This is a genomic window from Gemmobacter lanyuensis (genome assembly GCF_014652355.1).
Taxonomy (GTDB): domain Bacteria; phylum Pseudomonadota; class Alphaproteobacteria; order Rhodobacterales; family Rhodobacteraceae; genus Gemmobacter; species Gemmobacter lanyuensis.
Map to the genome: position 1 here is coordinate 197,525 of NZ_BMYQ01000003.1, position 17,661 is coordinate 215,185.

16 protein-coding genes are annotated in these 17,661 nt (G+C 67.4%); 7 read left to right on the forward strand and 9 right to left on the reverse strand.

From position 1 onward, the window contains the following. Positions 1–65: 65 nt before the first annotated feature. Both IE101_RS08020 and IE101_RS08025 read right to left on the reverse strand, forming a co-directional pair. Positions 66–344 (reverse strand): DUF6455 family protein, encoded by a 279-nt coding sequence (locus IE101_RS08020; protein ID WP_229804059.1) that lies wholly within the window; start codon positions 342–344, stop codon positions 66–68. Positions 345–400: 56 nt separating this feature from the next. Further along, positions 401–1,087 carry a M48 family metallopeptidase gene (locus IE101_RS08025; protein WP_373296087.1) on the reverse strand — a complete coding sequence of 229 codons (687 nt, stop codon included), beginning with the start codon at positions 1,085–1,087 and terminating at the stop codon, positions 401–403. Positions 1,088–1,286: 199 nt separating this feature from the next. Here IE101_RS08025 and IE101_RS08030 point away from each other — a divergent pair, with 199 nt between their 5' ends. From IE101_RS08030 to argF, 3 genes are all read left to right on the forward strand, one after another. Beyond that, complete coding sequence (locus IE101_RS08030) at positions 1,287–1,526, forward strand: DUF8831 family protein (RefSeq protein ID WP_189633305.1); 240 nt, start codon at positions 1,287–1,289, stop codon at positions 1,524–1,526. A 238-nt stretch (positions 1,527–1,764) separates the two neighbouring features. Continuing rightward, a complete protein-coding gene (locus IE101_RS08035; RefSeq protein ID WP_189633306.1) occupies positions 1,765–2,946 on the forward strand; it encodes an aspartate aminotransferase family protein in 1,182 nt (393 codons plus the stop codon). Between the two features lie 264 nt (positions 2,947–3,210). After that, complete coding sequence (argF, locus tag IE101_RS08040; protein ID WP_189633307.1) at positions 3,211–4,137, forward strand: ornithine carbamoyltransferase; 927 nt, start codon at positions 3,211–3,213, stop codon at positions 4,135–4,137. A gap of 40 nt (positions 4,138–4,177) precedes the next feature. Here argF and IE101_RS08045 read toward each other — a convergent pair whose 3' ends face one another. The 7 genes from IE101_RS08045 to IE101_RS08075 all read right to left on the reverse strand — a co-directional run bounded on the left by IE101_RS08045 (position 4,178) and on the right by IE101_RS08075 (position 14,418). Next, complete coding sequence (locus IE101_RS08045) at positions 4,178–5,335, reverse strand: MFS transporter (RefSeq protein WP_189633308.1); 1,158 nt, start codon at positions 5,333–5,335, stop codon at positions 4,178–4,180. Positions 5,336–5,440: 105 nt separating this feature from the next. Beyond that, the gene (hrpB, locus tag IE101_RS08050) at positions 5,441–7,885 is read right to left on the reverse strand and encodes an ATP-dependent helicase HrpB (RefSeq protein WP_189633309.1); all 2,445 of its coding nucleotides are present in this window, start codon (positions 7,883–7,885) and stop codon (positions 5,441–5,443) included. 79 nt (positions 7,886–7,964) lie between these two features. Next, entirely contained in the window at positions 7,965–9,374 is a 1,410-nt protein-coding gene (locus IE101_RS08055; RefSeq protein ID WP_189633310.1) for a glutamine synthetase family protein, read from the reverse strand. 3 nt (positions 9,375–9,377) lie between these two features. Further along, positions 9,378–10,745, reverse strand: a complete 1,368-nt coding sequence (locus IE101_RS08060; RefSeq protein ID WP_189633311.1) for an aspartate aminotransferase family protein — start codon at positions 10,743–10,745, stop codon at positions 9,378–9,380. Positions 10,746–10,911: 166 nt separating this feature from the next. After that, positions 10,912–12,489, reverse strand: a complete 1,578-nt coding sequence (locus tag IE101_RS08065; RefSeq protein WP_189633312.1) for a 5-guanidino-2-oxopentanoate decarboxylase — start codon at positions 12,487–12,489, stop codon at positions 10,912–10,914. A 100-nt stretch (positions 12,490–12,589) separates the two neighbouring features. Further along, complete coding sequence (locus IE101_RS08070) at positions 12,590–13,777, reverse strand: pyridoxal phosphate-dependent aminotransferase (protein ID WP_189633313.1); 1,188 nt, start codon at positions 13,775–13,777, stop codon at positions 12,590–12,592. A gap of 2 nt (positions 13,778–13,779) precedes the next feature. Beyond that, entirely contained in the window at positions 13,780–14,418 is a 639-nt protein-coding gene (locus IE101_RS08075) for a TetR/AcrR family transcriptional regulator (protein WP_189633314.1), read from the reverse strand. Positions 14,419–14,530: 112 nt separating this feature from the next. Here IE101_RS08075 and IE101_RS08080 point away from each other — a divergent pair, with 112 nt between their 5' ends. The 4 genes from IE101_RS08080 to IE101_RS08095 are packed head-to-tail and all read left to right on the forward strand — an operon-like array spanning position 14,531 to position 17,618. Next, on the forward strand, positions 14,531–15,307 hold the full coding sequence (locus tag IE101_RS08080; protein ID WP_189633379.1) for an ABC transporter ATP-binding protein: 777 nt from the start codon (positions 14,531–14,533) through the stop codon (positions 15,305–15,307). Positions 15,308–15,336: 29 nt separating this feature from the next. Next, positions 15,337–16,110, forward strand: coding sequence for a transporter substrate-binding domain-containing protein (locus IE101_RS08085; RefSeq protein ID WP_189633315.1), 774 nt, complete (start codon positions 15,337–15,339; stop codon positions 16,108–16,110). Positions 16,111–16,113: 3 nt separating this feature from the next. Further along, positions 16,114–16,851 carry an ABC transporter permease gene (locus IE101_RS08090; protein WP_189633316.1) on the forward strand — a complete coding sequence of 246 codons (738 nt, stop codon included), beginning with the start codon at positions 16,114–16,116 and terminating at the stop codon, positions 16,849–16,851. Continuing rightward, positions 16,848–17,618 carry an ABC transporter permease gene (locus IE101_RS08095; protein ID WP_189633317.1) on the forward strand — a complete coding sequence of 257 codons (771 nt, stop codon included), beginning with the start codon at positions 16,848–16,850 and terminating at the stop codon, positions 17,616–17,618. The genes IE101_RS08090 and IE101_RS08095 overlap by 4 nt, the downstream gene beginning before the upstream one ends. Positions 17,619–17,661 lie beyond the last annotated feature (43 nt).

Below are 17,661 nucleotides of genomic sequence, written 5' to 3' on the forward strand. Positions count from 1 at the left end.
CCCTTTCAGGGCGCGACCCTACAGCGCAGCGGGGGCGGTTGCCAGTCGCGCCCGGACGCCGCGCTTCAGTTCCGGGGGGACAGCGCCTCCAGTTCGGCCTTGTTGCGGCAAAAGACAGGCAGCTGCGGTTCCGTCACGACCTGCGCCAACCAGGCGCTACAGGCGTCGGCCTTGCCGCAAGACTGACAGCGCGACACCATGGCGGCAAGTTCGCTGCGCTTGACGAACCCGTCCAGCACCGCATGCGGCAGGTTCACCCCCACCACCCGCGCCATGCCATAGGTCAGCCACCAGGCCTTGGGGGCTTCGACATATCCGATCATCTGATCCTCCGTCGCAGACATGTCGCCCCATGATGGGCAAAGTGCCGCGCGGTGGCGTTGACGCAGATCAACCGGCCTCAGTAGGCGGGCCAGCCTTCAAGCTGCGCCACGACGGCCGCCACTTGTGCGCGTCGCTGGGCATTGGCCGGGTGGCTGCCCAGAAACTGATCGCCGGGGTCGGGCAGGCGGTCAAAGAACCCGGTGCCGCGCACCGGATCGAACCCCGCCCGCCAGGTGATTTCGGCACCCAGGGCATCGGCCTCAAGCTCGAACTCCTTGGAAAACCGCCGGGCCCCCAGTTCAGCCCCCATGCGCTGCAGCTGCGCCATGGTGGCCTGATCCGCGCCCGTCGCCTCTGCGAAAACAGCACCCAGCATGGCGCCCTCGGCCGCGGTTTGCTGCCTGCGCGGGATATGGCCAGCGATGTGATGGGCCGCCTCATGCCCCAGCACGAAGGCGATTTCATCGGCATTCTGTGCCGCGGCAATCAGTGTCAGGGTAAAGACCACCACCGGGCGGCCCCGGTCATCGACGGTCTGAAAGGCATTGGGCTGCTGGTCGGGGCGGGGGTCAACCATGATCTCCAGATCGCAGTTCACGCCCCGTGGCGCGCTGGCGCGGCACATGCCCTCGGCCACAGGTTCGACACGTTCGACCACCTCGACAAAGCTGTTGGCTGGCGGGGCAGGGCGCATGATGGCCGCTGTCGGCGCCATGCCCGCGCCGGGCATCTGCACGCAGCCCGCAAGGGCCGCCGTGATCATCACTGCACCCAAGGGCGGCCCCGCTGCTGCCCGACCCGCTGCCACCATGCCCTGCTCTCCGGTTTGTCTGCTTTGCCCAAACTATGCCCATCCGCTCCGGGGGAAAAGGCCACAGCGCCCAGCCGTCGGCGGCTTCACGGCCTTGTCACCCGCAGCGCTTTTCCTTTGCGTCAGGGGGCGGGGGTGCTAGGCTAAATCCATGTTTACCATCGAACACGAATTTGACGCCACCGTGATCACCCTGATTGATGAGGGTAGCGTTGCCCTGCAGGAAGATGTCACCGTTACTGCCTTTGACGATTGCGTTACGCTGGAACAGGTTCATCCCCTGACGCAGGAGCCGATGATCATCACCCTCTCCATGGCCCAGGTGCAGGACTTGGCAGCGGCGCTGAACCTGCCCGAGGGCAGCTACAGGCTGGAGCCTGCGGCCAAGTGACATCCGGTCTGACCGGGAACGCGTGGAAATAGAGATTGCCTGACGGGGATGGTCGGGCTATGCCATGTGCATGATCGCCCTGTGCCGCCTTTTTCAGCTGCCCCGACGCCGACGCGCCTGACCGCGCGCGGGCTTTCCGCGATCATGCCGGTTCGACCGGCACTTCTCCCTTTCCTCCCGTTGACAGAGCCGCGTGCCTTTGGCACCCCTAGGCTTTCCGTTCCGCAAGGATAATCCCATGATCTCCTCCGTCCTGCCGACCTATAACCGCGCACCCTTGGCCTTTGTGAAGGGCGAGGGCAGCTGGCTGTTCGCCGAGGACGGGAGCCGATACCTCGACCTCGGGTCGGGGATCGCGGTCAACGCGCTGGGGCATGCCCATCCGGCGCTGGTACAGACGCTGGCCGATCAGGCGGCGAAGCTGTGGCATGTGTCGAACCTCTACCGCATCCCGGAACAAGAGGCGCTGGCCGATCTGCTGGTGGAACATACCTTCGCCGATACGGTCTTCTTCACCAATTCCGGGACCGAGGCGGCAGAGCTGGCGATCAAGATGGTCCGCAAATACTGGTATGACAAAGGCCAGCCCGACCGGACCGAGATCCTGACCTTCGAAGGCGCCTTCCATGGTCGGTCGACCGGCGCCATCGCCGCCGCCGGGTCCGAAAAGATGGTCAAGGGCTTTGGCCCGCTGATGCCGGGCTTCCGCACGCTGCCCTTCGGCGATCATGATGCGCTGCGCGCCGCGCTGACCGACAAGACCGCCGCCGTGATGATCGAACCCGTGCAAGGCGAAGGCGGCATCCGCCCGCTGCCCGATGCCTGCCTGAAAGGCCTGCGCGATCTGTGTGACCAGACCGGTGCGCTTCTGGTGCTGGACGAGGTGCAATGCGGCATGGGCCGGACCGGCAAGCTTTTCGCCCATGAATGGGCGGGGATCACGCCGGATATCATGATGGTCGCCAAGGGCATCGGCGGCGGCTTCCCGCTGGGCGCGGTGCTGGCCACGGAAAACGCGGCCTCGGGCATGGTCGCAGGCACCCATGGGTCCACCTATGGCGGCAACCCGCTCGGCTGCGCGGTGGGTGCGGCGGTCATGCGGATCGTGTCGGATGACGCCTTCCTGGCCGACGTGAACCGCAAGGCGGGCCTTTTCCGCCAAGGCTTTGAAGGGCTTATCGCGGCCCATCCCGCGGTGTTTGAAGCCGTGCGGGGCCAGGGCCTCATGCTCGGCCTGAAATGCAAGGCCGCCAATACGGATGTGGTGAAGGCGGCCTATGGCCAGCACATGTTGACGGTGCCCGCCGCGGACAATTGCGTCCGCCTGCTTCCCGCGCTCAATATCCCTGATGCCGATATTGCCGAGGCGCTGAAGCGGCTCGATGCCGCCGCAACCGAGGTGGAGCGGAATGCCGCCTGAACCCGCCAGACGGGCGCCCCCCCGGCGTTTTGCACGCGCGCCCCGGACAGGGGGCGCCACGGGCGCCGCACCCGGCCGCGGCACCGACCCTGCCGGGGAACGCGCGGTGCGCGCCTGGCGACGACCAGCCCCCGCAACCTCCGGCGCGCCCTGATGGCAGCCGGTCTTGCGGCGCTGCGGCCGCATCCCTTTCATCTTGGTAAAAATATCCCCCGGGGTCCGGGGGCGGGCAGCCCCCGGCGCCCAGCCAGAAAGTCCTGATGCATGAAACATTTCCTTGATATCCACACCACCGATGCCGCCGAACTGCGGCAGATGATCGACCTTGCCCATGCGATGAAGACCGCCCGCAAGGACCGCCCCAAGGGCACGCCTGATGACGACCAGCCCCTCAAGGGTCGCATGGTCGCGCTGATCTTCGAAAAACCCTCGACCCGGACCCGCGTCTCCTTTGACGTGGGCGTGCGCCAGATGGGCGGCGAGACGATGGTGCTTTCGGGCAAGGAAATGCAGCTCGGCCATGGTGAAACCATTGCCGATACCGCGCGCGTGCTGTCCCGCTATGTCGATCTGATCATGATCCGCACCTTCGAAGAGGCGACGCTGCAGGAAATGGCGGAACATGCCACGGTGCCTGTGATCAACGGTCTGACGAACCGCACCCACCCCTGCCAGATCATGGCCGATGTCATGACCTATGAGGAACATCGCGGCCCGATCGCGGGCAAGAAGGTGGTCTGGTGCGGCGATGGCAACAATGTCTGCGCAAGCTTCCTGCATGCCGCCGGGCAGTTCGGCTTTGACTTCACCTTCACCGGTCCCTCGACCCTCGACCCCGAGGCCGAGTGGCTGTCTTTCGCGCGGTCAAAGGGCGTGCAGGTTGCGGTGGAACGCGATCCGGCCCGCGCCGTGGCGGGGGCAGACCTTGTCGTGACCGATACCTGGGTGTCGATGCATGATCCCGAAAGCGCCAAGGAACGCCGCCACAATCAGCTGCGCCCCTATCAGGTGAATGAGACGCTGATGCAGCTGGCCAAGCCCGATGCGTTGTTCATGCACTGCCTGCCCGCCCACCGGAATGACGAAGTCACCAGCGCGGTGATGGATGGCCCGAATTCGGTGATCTTCGATGAGGCTGAGAACCGCCTTCACGCGCAGAAGGCCGTGATGCGCTGGTGTCTCGGGGTCTGACACCACAGGGAAAGGGGCGCCTGCGGCGCCCCTTTTTGCTTCAATGCGGCCTCACCCCGTCGGCCACTTTCGCATGGCCCGCCATGGCGGCCACGAAGATCAGACAGACTGCCAACCCCGCCCAGGTGCCGCGGAACCCGGCATGTTCCGCGATGAACCCGATAGAAGAGGGCGCGACCAGAATGCCGGCATAGCCGATCATCGTCACCGTGCTCAGCGCCGCGCCATGGGCCATGCCGGGCAGGTTCCCGGCGGCCGAAAACATGATCGGCACGGTATTGGCAATGCCCAGACCCGCCAGGCCAAAGGCCAGCAGCGCCAGCGCGGGTGTCGGCGCCACCGCCGCCCCGATCAGTGCCCCCGCCGCAATCAGCCCCGACACCCGCAACGTGCGCACGGCGCCAAAGCGGTTACGCACGGCATCGCCGGCAAAGCGCATCATCGCCATTGCGCCGGAAAACAGTGCAAAACCCAGGCCTGCGGCCGAAAGCGGCAGGCCCAGCTCATCCGTCAGATAGAGCGCCGACCAATCCATGATCGCCCCCTCGGGCACCATGCACAACAGCGCGGTGAAGCCCAGCAGCCAGACAATCGGCGCGCGCGGAAAGAGGGCCGCGGGCGGATGGTCCTCGGTGCTGGCGGGGCGGGGGGCCTGCATAAGGAAAGGTCGCGCCAGCATTACGGTCAGCGCCATGACGATGGCCACCGTCCCCGCCTGCGTGACCGGCCCCGCCGCCCCGATGATCAGGCTGCCCAGACTGCCGCCCAGAAAGCCCCCAAGGCTCCAGAATCCGTGGGACGAGGACATGATCGCCCGTCCCAGACGCCGTTCCACCTCGACCGCATTGGCATTCATGGCCACATCCATGCAGCCCGCCACGGCGCCAAAAACCATCATCGCCAGCGCCAGCAGCGGGACCGTTGGTGCCAGTACGATCAGCGGCAGCACCGGCACAAGAAGCGTGGCAAAGCCCGTCAGCACAAAGCGCGATCCGAAGCGCTGGATCAGCCGTCCGGCAAACAGCATTGCGCTGACCGCGCCCAACCCGAGGCCAAGGATCAAAAGGCCCATCGCCCCCTCGCCAATCCCGTGCCGCGGCAGCAGCAGCGGAATCTGCGGTGCCCAGGCCCCCATCGCAAAACCATTGACCATGAACATGGCGGCCACGGCCCAACGGCCGCGTTTCGCGTCCAACATGATTGATCTCCAAAACGCTTTGGAAAGGCCTTTACACCTTTGGCTCGGTCGGCGGAAGCGGGCCGCCTTCACCCTTTGTAACTGGGTGTTACAGCGCAAACCCTGTCAGGTGCCGCGCGGCTTGGCGCGGGTGGTGGGATCGGCCTCGCGCGGGTCTTCGGGCCAAGGGTGGCGGGGATAGCGGCCGCGCATGTCGCGGCGCACATCGGCATAGGAATTGGTCCAGAATCCCGGCAGATCGGCGGTGACCTGCACCGGTTTGCCGCCCGGCGACAGCAGGGTGATCCGCAGGGGCAGGCGCTTTGGCCCGACGGTCGGGTGAACGGTCACGCCAAACAGCTCTTGCAGGCGGACCTCGATCCCCGGCGTCTCGCCTTCATAGTCAATCGGCACGCGCCGCCCCAAAGGGGTTTCGAAATGCGAGGGTGCGAGCCGGTCAAGAAGCTGCGTCCCCTCCCACCCCAGCAGGCTGCGGAGCGGTTCGAGCAGGTCGAGCCCGCGCAGGTCGCCCTCGCTGCGCTTGCCGGTCAGATAGGGCAACAGCGCCTCGCCCGAGAGCAGCGCCGCATCGGACAGATCGGGCAGGTCGGCGCCATCGGCGCGGCAAAGATCGGCGCGCTTGCGCAGGCGCAACGCGGCGGGGGACCAGTTCAGCCCGATCTGGCGCAGGCCATCCAGCGCGGCGCGGGCCAGTGCCTCGGGCGGGGCATCGGTCCAGGCGCGGTCATCCAGCACCAGCGCCCCGAAACATTCCTGCCGCCGCGCCTGCACCCGCCCGTCGCGGCGCGACCATTCGCAGACGTCCCGCCAGCCGATCTGGGCGCCATGCACCGCGCGCAACTCGGCCTCGGAAATCTGGATTGCCTGCCGGATCGTGGCTTCGCGCAGATCGCCGTCCAGATCGGTGGCAACCAGCAGTCGCGCGCCCGACAGGGGCTGACCTGCGGGCAGGGCCGCGCCTTTGCCGCCCGACAGAACCCAGCGCGGGGCATCGCCCTTGCGACGCAGGCCCACACGGTCGGGATAGGCCAGCGCCGCCATCTGGCCAAGCGTCAACCCCAAAGGCCGGGCGGGGACAGCGCGGGCAAGACGGCGGGCCTCGGCCCGGATGCGCTCAACAGTGGGGCGGTGCAGGGCGTGGCCCTCGCGTTCGATACGCGCGGGGTCGCGCAGCGCGGCCATCCGCAGCGCCAGATCGGCGGGGGCGTCGCGCATCGGATCGCGCTCGGCCAGCAGGGCGGCCAGAAGCGCCGCGTCTTCGCCGCCGCCTGCCCGCAGCAGCATATGGCCCAGACGCGGGTGCAGCGGCAACGCCGACAGCGCGCGGCCGTGGTCTGTGATGCGGCCCGCGCCATCCAGCGCCTGAAGCGCGGTCAGCAAGGCGCGTGCCTCGCCCAGCACGCCGGGGTGGGGCGGGGTCAGGAAGGGCAGGGCATCCGATCCCCAGACCGCCAGTTCCAGCGCCAGCCCCGTCAGGTCGCCCGCCGCAATTTCCGGCGGGGGGAAGGGCTGGAGGCCGCCCTCTTCCCCCTTGGACCAGAGCCGATAGCATACACCTTCCGCCACCCGGCCCGCGCGGCCCCGGCGCTGTTCGGCCTCGGCCCGGGTGACCCGTTCGGTCACCAGCCGCGCCATGCCCGAGGGCGCATCGAACCGCGCCCGCCGTGCCCGCCCGCCATCAACCACCACGCGGATGTCGGGAAGGGTGAGCGAGGTTTCCGCAATCGAGGTGGCCAGCACCACCTTGCGCTGCCCCGCCGCCGCGGGGGCCAGCGCCGCGCGTTGGGCGGTGAATTCCATCGCCCCGAACAGCGGGCGGATGTCGCAGCCCTTCAGGCCGCGCAGCAGCCCCTCGACCCGGCGGATTTCGCCTTCGCCCGGCAGAAAGACCAGAACCCCGCCCTCGGGACATTCCTCGACCGCCTGCACCACCAAGGCCGCCACCGCCTGATCAAAGCGCGCGCGGGCCTCAAGCGGGCGGGGCAGCCAGCGCGTTTCCACCGGGAAGGCGCGGCCTGCGCTGGTCACCAGCGGCGCATCGCCCATCAGCGCGGCCACCGGGGCCGCATCCAGCGTGGCCGACATCACCACCAGCACCAGATCCTCGCGCAGCGCGCCCCGCACCTCAAGCGCAAGGGCAAGGCCCAGATCGGCGTTCAGGCTGCGTTCGTGGAATTCATCGAAGATGATCGCACCGATGCCCTCTAGCCCCGGATCGGTCTGCAACATGCGCGTCAGGATGCCTTCGGTTACAACCTCGATGACCGTCTCGCGGCTGACCTTGGCCTCCCCCCGGATGCGAAAGCCGACACGGCCCCCCACGGCTTCGCCCAGCGTTTCGGCCATGCGTTCGGCGGCGGCGCGCGCGGCAAGGCGGCGGGGTTCGAGCATCAGGATGCGGCCGCGGATCAGGCCCGACTCCATCATCGCCAGCGGCACGCGGGTGGTTTTCCCGGCGCCGGGTGGGGCCTGCAACACGGCCATGCCGCGGGAGCGCAGGGCCTCCAGCAGTGCGGGCAGGGCGTCGTCGATGGGCAGGGTTTGGGTCATGGCGGCCTCTGATCTTCCGCGGCCTAGATGCCGCGAGGCCGCACCCCGCCGCAAGCCCGAAGCTGCGGCGGGGACAGGGTTACACGGTATGCAGGTAAAGGTCGAAATCCACCTCGGACACCGTGCGCGCCACGCGGGCATATTCCGCCGCCTTGATGGCGGTGAAGGTCCGGTGCATATCCTCGCCCAAAGCCTCTTTCAGGAACCCCGACGCCTTGGCCGCTTCGATGGCCGACCGCCAATCCACCGGGATCGGGGGCGCATCGGCGGCATCGGCATAGCCATTCCCGGTGGTTTCCGGGCCGGGATCAAGCCTTTCGCGCAACCCCTTGCGAATGCCGGCCAGCACGGTGGCCGCCACCAGATAGGGGTTTGCATCCACCCCTGCGGGGCGATGCTCGATCCGGCGGGCGCGGATGTCGCCTGCGGGAATGCGCAGCGCGACCGAACGGTTGTTCACCCCCCAGGTCGGGCTAACGGGCGCATAGGATTGCGATGAAAACCGCCGCCAGCTGTTGGCATGGGGCGCAAAGACCAGCATGGATTCGCCCATGGTGGCGCGCAGGCCGCCCAAGGCATGCAGGATGGTGTCGGACCAGAGGCCCTCGGTCTCTTCCATAAAGACATTGCGGCCGGTGTCATCCTGAAGGGAGACGTGGAAATGCATGCCGGAGCCTGCGTAATCCTCATTCGGTTTGGCCATGAAGCAGGCGGTCACGCCATGGGCGCGGGCCTGGGCGCGCACGATCCGTTTGAGCCGCATCAGATCATCGGCGGCCTGCATCACGTCTTCGCGGTAATGCAGCGTCAGCTCATACTGGCCCGGCGCATATTCCGAGATCATGGTTTCGGCGGTGATCCCTGCCTTCCCGGCGGCGGCGTAGATATCCGAAAAAAGCGGCAGCATCCCGTGCAGGTGATCCACCGAATAGACCTCGGTCTTGGTCGAGGGGCGGCCATCCAGCACATCGCGGGCCGGGACCATCTTGCCCCGGGCATCGCGTTCGTTCGACAGCAGGAAGAATTCCAGCTCAAAGGCGCCTGCGGGGTGCAGCCCTTCGGCGGCCATGGCATCGACCTGGGCCTGCAGCGCATGGCGCGGGTCCGAGGTCATCTTGTTCCCTTCAAGGTCATACATCGACATGAAGACCTCGCCGCGCGGCGGCTGGGTGTTGTGCAGGGGCTTCAGCGTGCCGGGAATGGGCCAGGCGCGAAGGTCACCATCGCCCTGATCCCAGATGAGGCCGGTTTCATGCACATCCTCGCCGCAGATATCGAGGCCGAGGATCGAAATCGGCAGGTGACGCCCGTTCTTGTAGAAGGAGAGCAGTTCATGCCGGCGGATGATCTTGCCGCGCCCGATGCCATTGGCATCATGCAGGACGATGTCGAAGGCCTCGATCTCGGGGTGTGCGGCGAGGAAGGCTTCGGCCTCGGCGACGGTCGAGCCCGAAGGGCTGGCAGTGGCGGCGGTGGGGATTTGGGTCATGGATCAGAACAATTCGTCAAGGATGGCATCGAAGGCGGCGATCAGGCGGTCGATCTGCCGGGGCGTGGTGGCGGGGCTGACCAGCATCATGTTGTGGAAGGGCGCGATCAGGCAACCGCGGTTCAACAGGCTGGTGTGAAGCACGGACTCGACCTGCGGCTGATGGGCAGTGGCGGCTTCGGCCCCGTTCCGCAGCGGGCCGGGGGCGCAGATGAATTCAACCCGGGCGCCGACGCGCACGACATGCCAGGGCGCGCCATGCCGGTCGATGCTGCGGCGCAGGCCCTTGGACAGGCGTTCCGCCCCCTTTTCCATATGGCGATAGGCCTTTGGTGTCATCACCTCGGAGAGAGTGGCGGCCAGGCAGGCAAATTGCAACGGATTGGCGGAAAGCGTGGTGCCCATGCCGGAATGGCCCGGCGCGCGGGTGGCATTATAGGCGGCGAAACGCTCCGCCACATCGGGGCGCAGACCCCAGACGGCGGTGGGAAGGCCGCCTGCCACGCATTTCCCCACGACAAAGATATCGGGGTTGAGCGAGTGGACCCGGCTATAGCCGCCATAGCCCGAGGAAATCGTATGGGTTTCATCGATGATCAGCAGCGCGCCATATTTGCGACTGAGCTGGCGCAGCCCTTCGTGGAAGCCCGCCTCGGGCAGGACCATACAGGAATTGGTCATCACCGGTTCGGTCAGGATGGCGGCGATGTCCCCGCTTTGCAGGGCGGTCTCGACCCCGGCCAGATCGTTGAATTCGACCACGGTGGCGGTCTTGGTAAGGTCCGCGACCTGACCCACAAGGCCCGCGCGGGCGGCGGTCTGGCCGTCCCGCAGCTCGACCATCGTGTCGTCCAGCGTGCCGTGATAGCAGCCGTTGAAGACCAGAACCTTGGGTTTGCCCGTGACCGCGCGGGCCACACGCAGGGCGAAGCGGTTGGCATCGGTGGCGGTGGTGGCGATCTGCCAGCGGAAATCGCCGAAGGTTTCGGTCAGAAGCGCTGCGGCGCGCAGGGCGGTTTCGGTGGGCAGCATATAGGTCAGGCCGTGGCGGGCCTGTTTGCGGATTGCCCGGGCGACTGGGGCGGGGGAATGGCCGAACATCGACCCGGTGTCGCCAAGGCAGAAATCGTCGATCTCATGCCCGTCAAGATCGGTCAGCCTGGCGCCCTTGGCCTGATCCACCAGCATGGGGAAGGGCATGGGCCAATCCTTCATCCAATGCATCGGCACGCCGTCGAGGAAGGGTTGGCTGCCTGCCTTCAGCGCGGCTTCGGTTTTCGGGCGGGCAGCGGCATAGGCCGCAACCTCGCGCTGGCGCAGGGCATAGAGACGGTCGCGGCGGATACCAGCGACAAGGGCGGGATCGGACATGGGAACCTCCGTACTGCCCCGCTTATCCGGCATAATTTGATCAAATTCAAGAGGGCTGTTTGGGGCAGAAGGCGCCGGGGCTGGGGGCGCCGGGGTCGGGGGCATCGAGCCCCCGGCCCCGGCATTGCCATGGCCTGCGGTGCGGGCGGGCCTGCAGCCCCGGCGATCAGGGGGCGGTGATCTCGATCATGCGGGGGCCGGTGGGACGCGCGCGGAGGGCGGTGATCAGGGCCGCGGGATCGGCGTCGATGCGGGTGAAGGACAGGTCGCAGGCGGCGGCGAAGGGCTCCATCCGCAGCGGGCTGGGGGTGCAACCGGTGACGGGAACACCCACGGCCACCATCGATTCGGCGATTTCACGGAAGCCTGCGTTGTTCCAGATGAGATAGGTGATGGGAAGCGCCTCATCCACGGCGGTGCGGAGTTCGCCGGGCGAAAACTGCAGCCCGCCATCGCCGATCAGGCAGAGAACCGGCGTCCCGGGGGCGGCAAGGGCCGCGCCCACCGCCGCGCCGGGGGCAAAGCCGAGCGCGCCATAGCCGGTGGCGGCGTTGAACCAGCCGCCGGGGCGGTCATGATCGTAGAAGAGGTTGGCTGCGTAGATCGGCTGGGTGCTGTCGCCCACGATGATGGCCCGGGGAAGGGCGGTGCGGATCGCCTCGACCATGGTCAGCTGATGGGGCATGGCGGGGTGGAGGCGGGCAAGTTCCGCCCGGGCGGCGGTGCGTGCGGTGGCGGCGCGCTGGGCGCCTTGCCCTCCGCGCCGGGCGGGTAAATCTGTGAGAAGATCGGCGAGCGTGGTGCCGACATCGGCGCACATCGTGAGGGCGGCCGGGTGGCGGGCCAATTGCAGCGGGCAGAGGTCGACGCGGATCATTCCCGAAAGATCAGGCAGGCCGCCGCGCACATACATGTCATAATCCGTGGGGCCGAGTTCGGTGCCGAGGGCCAGGATCTGATCGGCGCTCGCGATCAGGTCGTGCGTGGCCTGCAGCGAGGGCGAGGCGGGCACACCCAGCGGGTGGCCATGCAGAAGGCCGCGGGCGTTCGTGGTCTGGATGACCGGCGCATCGAGCCGCTCGGCAAGATCCTGCACTGCCTGGGCCGCATGGCGGGTGCCGCCGCCCGCGAGGATCACGGGGCGTTGGGCGCGGGTCAGCAGGCTGCGGGCGGTGATGATCTGCGCGTGCTCGGCCCGGCGGGGGGCAGGGGGCGGCGCGATGCGCGGCGCTGCTGCGGGCAGGGGCATGACATCGGTCGGGACCTCAAGATGCACGGGGCCGGGGCGGCCCGTGGTGAGGGCGGCGAAACATTGCGCGAGGGTGGATTCAAGAGTTTCGGCGCTGGTGACGCGGAAGCTGGGGCAGAGGGCGCGCATCAGCCCTGCCTGATCAGGAAGTTCGTGCAAGAGGCCCAGGCCCTGACCAAGACTGTCGCGCCGGTTGATGCCCGAGATGACAAGGAGCGGCACGCTGTCCGCGCGGGCCTGGGCCATGGCGGTGAGGGCATTGGTCAGGCCCGGCCCGGTGATGACGAAAGCCACGCCCGGCTTGCCGCTGACGCGGGCATAGCCATCGGCCATGAAGGCCGCGCCCTGTTCGTGGCGTGGGGTGACATGGCGGATGCCCGAGGCGGGCAGGCCGCGGTAGAGTTCGATCGTATGGACGCCGGGGATGCCGAAGACGACCTCGACCCCATGGGCGCGGAGGCCGTGGACGAGAGCTTGGCCGACGGTCAGGGTCATGGCGGGCCTTTCGCATCTGAGGGGAGGGGGGAGGGGCGCTGCCCCTCTTGGGCCTCTGGCCCAATTCACCCCGGGATATTTCAGGGACAGAAAATGGGGATCAGGCGGCGTTGGAAAGGAGGCGCGCGGCGTGGCGGGCGATACGGGTGCAGCCTTCGGCCACCATCGCATCGGGCTGGGTGAGGGCGAGGCGGAGCCAGCCCGAGAGGGCGGTGCCGAAGCTTTCGCCGGGCATGGTGGCGACATGTTCGGCCTCGAGCAGGCTGGCCGCGAAATCCTGGCCGGAGAGGCCGGTGGCGCGGATGTCGAGGAGGGCGAACATCCCCGCCTGAGGCCGGTGGACGCGGAGGCCTGCGGTGCCGTGGAGGCGGGCGTGGATCATCCCCGCCCGGGTGGAGAAGCGTTCGACCATGCCGGGGGCGACCGGGGAGGGGGCGCTGATCGCCTGTGCGGTCATATCGGCGATGAAGGGCTGGTTGCCAAAGAGCATGGTTTCCGAGAGTGGCAGCAGGCGGGTGCAGAAATCCGCAGGCCCCACGAGCCAGCCCGAGCGGAAGCCGGGGGCGGCATGGGATTTGGAGATCGAGGCGCAGGAGATGCTGCGGTCGGCCAGTTCGGGAAGGTCGAGGGGGGAGGTGAAGGTGACACCGGGGAAGACCAGATCCTCATAGACCTCATCCGAGATGATCCAGAGGTCATGGGCGCGGGCGAGGGCGCCGAGGTCCTGCAGGTCTTGCCGGGTCAGCACAGCTCCGGTGGGGTTGTGGGGGGTATTGAGGAAGAGTGCCCGCGTGCGGGGGGTGATGGCGGCGGCGACATCGGCGGGATCGAGGCGGAAGCCACGTTCGGAGCGCAGGGTGACGGGGACCGGGGTTGCGCCGCTTGCCCGGATCAGGCCTTCGTAGGTGGCATACATCGGGTCGCCGAGAATGATCTCGGTCCCGCTTTCCGCGAGTCCTTGCAGGACGAGGAAGAGCGTGGTCTGGGTGCCGGGGAAGCACATCACCTGATCGGGGGTGATGGGGCGGCCGCGCCTTGCGCTGTAGCGGGCGGCAAGGGCGCGCAGGAGGCCGGGTTCGCCGCGCCCGTTGGAATAGCCCGTGCGGCCCGCCATCATGGCCCGGGCGGCGGTTTCCATGAGTTCGGTCGGGCAGGGGACATCGGGTTCGCCGATGGTGAATTCGAGGACGGCGGTGCCCTCGGCCTTCATCTGGCGGGCGCGGGCATGGATTTCCCATTTGGCCCCGCCCAGCCCGGCGAGGCGGTCCAGAACCGCTGCATATTTCATGTTCAGGTCTCCGACAGTTGGGGAGAGGGAAGGCGCAGGCCCAGAATGGCGCCTACGGCGTCAAGGCCGATGCGTTCGAGTTCGCCCGGCGCGAAGGCGGCGGGAAGGGCGGAGCCTTCGAGCCAGAGCCCGTCGATCACCCCGTTGCAGGCAATGGCGCGTCGGCGGCGTTCGGCGGCGTCGATCGGCAGGGGCAGCGCCGCGATCAACCCCTCGAGCAGGTCGCGGTAGCCCAGATAGGTTTCGGCGTGAATCGCGGCCATTTCGGGGGTCTTGCGGACCTGGTGCATGAAACCTGCCCAGAGGCCCATGCGCCCGGGATCGACCACCGGGGGGCGCAATGCTGCCGCGACGAAGGCCGCAAGCCGCGACACCGGATCCGGGGGGGCGCTCTCCAGCACTGCGGCATTGTCGGTGTTCATCCGCTGCATCAGCGCGCGATAGGCGGCGCGGGTCAGATCATCCTTGGATTGGAAATAGTGCCGGATCAGGCCGGGGGTCACGCCTGCACGTTCGGCGATGGCGCGCACGGTGGCCGCAGCGGGGCCGCCCTCGGCGATCAATTCCAGCGCGGCGGTGATCAGCGCCTCGCGCCGCCGCTCTTCGCCTTCGCGTCTGAACTTGCGTCTGTCGCCGGTCATGGATGCCTCAATTATACACTTGCATAATTGCAGAGGTCGCGTCTTACTGCAATCAGGAACCTTCGGAGCGCCAATGCCAGACCCCCGAGATGCCCGCGAGACCGTGACCGACATGCCGGGGCAAGCCGCCCCCGCGCGGGATGAGGCGATCCGGGTGGAGGGGTTGCGGAAGTCCTTTGGCAGGCTCGAGGTGCTCAAGGGCGTGTCGCTGACTGCGCGGGAAGGCGATGTCGTGGCCGTGATCGGCGGATCAGGGTCGGGCAAATCGACCATGCTGCGCTGCATCAACTTTCTGGAACATCCCAGCGCCGGCCGGATCGTGATCGGCGGCGAGACCGTGGCGATGAAATCCGATGGCAGCCCGGCCGACCGCCGTCAGATCGAGCGCATCCGCCAAAGCCTCGGGATGGTGTTCCAGCAATTCAACCTCTGGACCCATCGAACCATTCTGGAAAATCTGATCGAGGTGCCGGTACACGTTCTGGGCGTGCCGCGTGCCGAGGCGGTGGCGCGGGCCGAAGCCCTGCTGGCGCGCGTGGGGCTGGCGGAAAAGGCGCAGTCCTATCCGGCCTTCCTGTCGGGTGGGCAGCAGCAGCGGGCGGCGATTGCCCGTGCGCTCTGCATGGCGCCGCGGGCGATGCTGTTTGATGAGCCGACCTCGGCGCTTGACCCCGAGCTGGTGGGCGAGGTGCTGGCCGTGATCCGTGATCTGGCCGCTGAAGGGCGGACCATGGTCCTTGTCACGCATGAGATGAAATTCGCCCGCGAGGTCGCGAGCCATGTGATCTATCTGCACAACGGGGTGATCGAGGAGGAGGGGCCGCCGGACGCCCTGTTCGGCAACCCCCAGTCCGACCGCCTGAAACAGTTTCTGAAAAGTGTGGGTTAACCACCGGATCAACGACGACAGCACGAGGTATGAAGATGAAGACGCTTGCCCTGACAGTTGCGGCCGTTCTGATGGCCAGTGCCGCGCTGGCCGCCCCCGTGAAGGTGGGGATCGCGGCCGAACCCTATCCGCCCTTTGCCTCGCCCGATGCGGGCGGAACCTGGGTCGGCTGGGAGGTCGATATGATCGGTGCCGTCTGCAAGGCCGCCGAGATGGAGTGCGAAATCGTGCCGGTGGCCTGGGACGGTATCATCCCCGCGCTGACCGCAGGGCAGATCGATGCGATCATGGCCTCGATGTCGATCACCGAGGAACGCCTGCAGACGATTGATTTTTCGGACAAATACTACAACACCCCCACCGTGATCGTCGGTCCCAAGGATATGGCGATGACCGCCACTCCCGAAGGTCTTGCCGGAAAGATCCTCGGGGTGCAGGTGTCTACGGTGCATGAGGCCTACGCCCAGAAGCATTTCGCGGGCAGTGCGGCTGAAATCAAGGTCTACCAGACCCAGGACGAGGCCAATCAGGATCTGGTCGCAGGCCGCATTGATGCGGTGCAGGCCGACAGCATCGCGCTTGACGCCTTCCTGGCGACCGAAGCGGGTGCCGCCTGCTGCGCGCTGAAGGGCGCCGTCGCCGATGACCCTGCCGTGCTGGGGTTGGGCGTCGGCGTGGGCCTGCGCAAGGGCGAGGAGGATCTCAAGGCCAAGTTCAACGCGGGCATCGCCAAGGTGCTTGAGGACGGCACCTATGAAGCCGTGTCGAAACCCTATTTCGCCTCCTCGATCTACGGCGGCTAAGACGTGACCGCGCTTGCCGGGGCGGCGGCCTCGACGCTCGATCTGCTGCAACTTGCTCCCCCGGGTTGGGGGGGCAACCTGCTGCGCGGGCTTGCCAATTCGGTGCTGATCGCGGCTGGCGCCTTCGGGCTGGGCCTCGGCCTCGGCACGCTGGGCGCCTTCGGCAAGCTTTACGGCGGGCCGGTCCTGCGCGATCTGCTGGCGGTCTATACCACCGTGGTCAGGGCCGTGCCGGAGCTGGTGCTGATCCTCATCCTTTATTACGCGGTCACCGACAGCGTGAACCAGATCCTGCTGGCCTTCGGGTACGAGCGGATCCAGATTTCGGGCCTTGCCGCCGGGATCGCGGTTCTTGGCGTGGTGCAGGGCGCCTATGCGACCGAGGTGCTGCGCGGCGCCATTCAATCCGTCCCCGTAGGCCAGATCGAGGCTGCGCGCGCCATGGGCATGCCGCCTGGGCTGCTGGCCCGCCGGGTGACGCTGCCCCTGATGCTCGCCAATGCGCTGCCGGGGCTTGCGAACCTCTGGCTCATCGCCACCAAGGATACAGCCCTGCTTGCCGTTGTGGGCTTTGCCGAACTCACCCAGCAGACGCGGCAGGCGGCAGGCGCCACCAAGGCCTATTTCACCTTCTTCATGGCGGCGGGGCTGCTTTACCTGCTGCTCTCTATCCTTTCGACCTGGGGTTTTGCCCGGCTCGAACGCCGCGCCCGCCGCGGCTTGCCCGAGGTGCGCGGATGACCGGGTTCTGTCAGCCTCACCGCATCATCATGGCCCTCGTCGCCCTCGCCTTGATTGGCTGGAGCGCCACAACCCTCCGCTGGGACTGGGTTCCCGATTATGCGGGCCTTGCCGCGCTGGGCCTCTGGCGCACGATCTGGCTTCTGGTGCTTTCCGCCGCGCTGGGCCTGATGCTCGCCATTCCCCTTGGCCTTGCCCAGGCAGCCGGCCCTTGGTGGCTTGCCGCCCCGGCGCGCGGCTTCTGCACGGTGATCCGCGGCACGCCGCTCCTCCTCCAGCTCTGGCTCCTCTACTACGGCCTCGGCTCGCTCTTCCCCTCGATCCCCTGGATCCGCAACAGCGACCTCTGGCCCCTCCTGCGTCATGCCTGGCCCTATGGCCTTCTGACCCTGACGCTCAGCTTCGCGGGGTATGAGGGTGAGGTCCTGCGTGGCGCCTTCCGCGGCGTCCCCAAAGGCCAGCTCGAAGCCGCCCGCGCCATGGGCATGCCACGCCTCACCCTGCTGCGCCGGATCTGGTTGCCCCAGGCCCTGCATCGCGCCCTGCCCACACTCGGCGGGGAAACCGTGCTGCAGCTCAAGGCCACGCCCCTCGTCGCCACCATCACCGTGGTCGATATCTATGCCGTGGCTAGCCGGGTGCGGCAGGACACCTTCATCACCTATGAACCGCTCCTCCTCCTCGCCGTGATCTATATGGCGATCACCGGCCTCATTGTCCTTCTCTTTCGCTGGCTCGAAGGCCGCATCCCCTCGCGCGTCGCCTGACCCCTTCCCATTTTCTGTCTGAAAATATCCCACGGGGGTCCGG

Bases quoted from the DNA above. Each gene is read 5' to 3' on its own strand.
- IE101_RS08020 (WP_229804059.1), bottom strand. From the start codon at position 344: ATGTCTGCGACGGAGGATCAGATGATCGGATATGTCGAAGCCCCCAAG.
- IE101_RS08025 (WP_373296087.1), bottom strand. From the start codon at position 1,087: ATGATCACGGCGGCCCTTGCGGGCTGCGTGCAGATGCCCGGCGCGGGC.
- IE101_RS08030 (WP_189633305.1), top strand. From the start codon at position 1,287: ATGTTTACCATCGAACACGAATTTGACGCCACCGTGATCACCCTGATT.
- IE101_RS08035 (WP_189633306.1), top strand. From the start codon at position 1,765: ATGATCTCCTCCGTCCTGCCGACCTATAACCGCGCACCCTTGGCCTTT.
- argF (WP_189633307.1), top strand. From the start codon at position 3,211: ATGAAACATTTCCTTGATATCCACACCACCGATGCCGCCGAACTGCGG.
- IE101_RS08045 (WP_189633308.1), bottom strand. From the start codon at position 5,335: ATGTTGGACGCGAAACGCGGCCGTTGGGCCGTGGCCGCCATGTTCATG.
- hrpB (WP_189633309.1), bottom strand. From the start codon at position 7,885: ATGACCCAAACCCTGCCCATCGACGACGCCCTGCCCGCACTGCTGGAG.
- IE101_RS08055 (WP_189633310.1), bottom strand. From the start codon at position 9,374: ATGACCCAAATCCCCACCGCCGCCACTGCCAGCCCTTCGGGCTCGACC.
- IE101_RS08060 (WP_189633311.1), bottom strand. From the start codon at position 10,745: ATGTCCGATCCCGCCCTTGTCGCTGGTATCCGCCGCGACCGTCTCTAT.
- IE101_RS08065 (WP_189633312.1), bottom strand. From the start codon at position 12,489: ATGACCCTGACCGTCGGCCAAGCTCTCGTCCACGGCCTCCGCGCCCAT.
- IE101_RS08070 (WP_189633313.1), bottom strand. From the start codon at position 13,777: ATGAAATATGCAGCGGTTCTGGACCGCCTCGCCGGGCTGGGCGGGGCC.
- IE101_RS08075 (WP_189633314.1), bottom strand. From the start codon at position 14,418: ATGACCGGCGACAGACGCAAGTTCAGACGCGAAGGCGAAGAGCGGCGG.
- IE101_RS08080 (WP_189633379.1), top strand. From the start codon at position 14,531: ATGCCGGGGCAAGCCGCCCCCGCGCGGGATGAGGCGATCCGGGTGGAG.
- IE101_RS08085 (WP_189633315.1), top strand. From the start codon at position 15,337: ATGAAGATGAAGACGCTTGCCCTGACAGTTGCGGCCGTTCTGATGGCC.
- IE101_RS08095 (WP_189633317.1), top strand. From the start codon at position 16,848: ATGACCGGGTTCTGTCAGCCTCACCGCATCATCATGGCCCTCGTCGCC.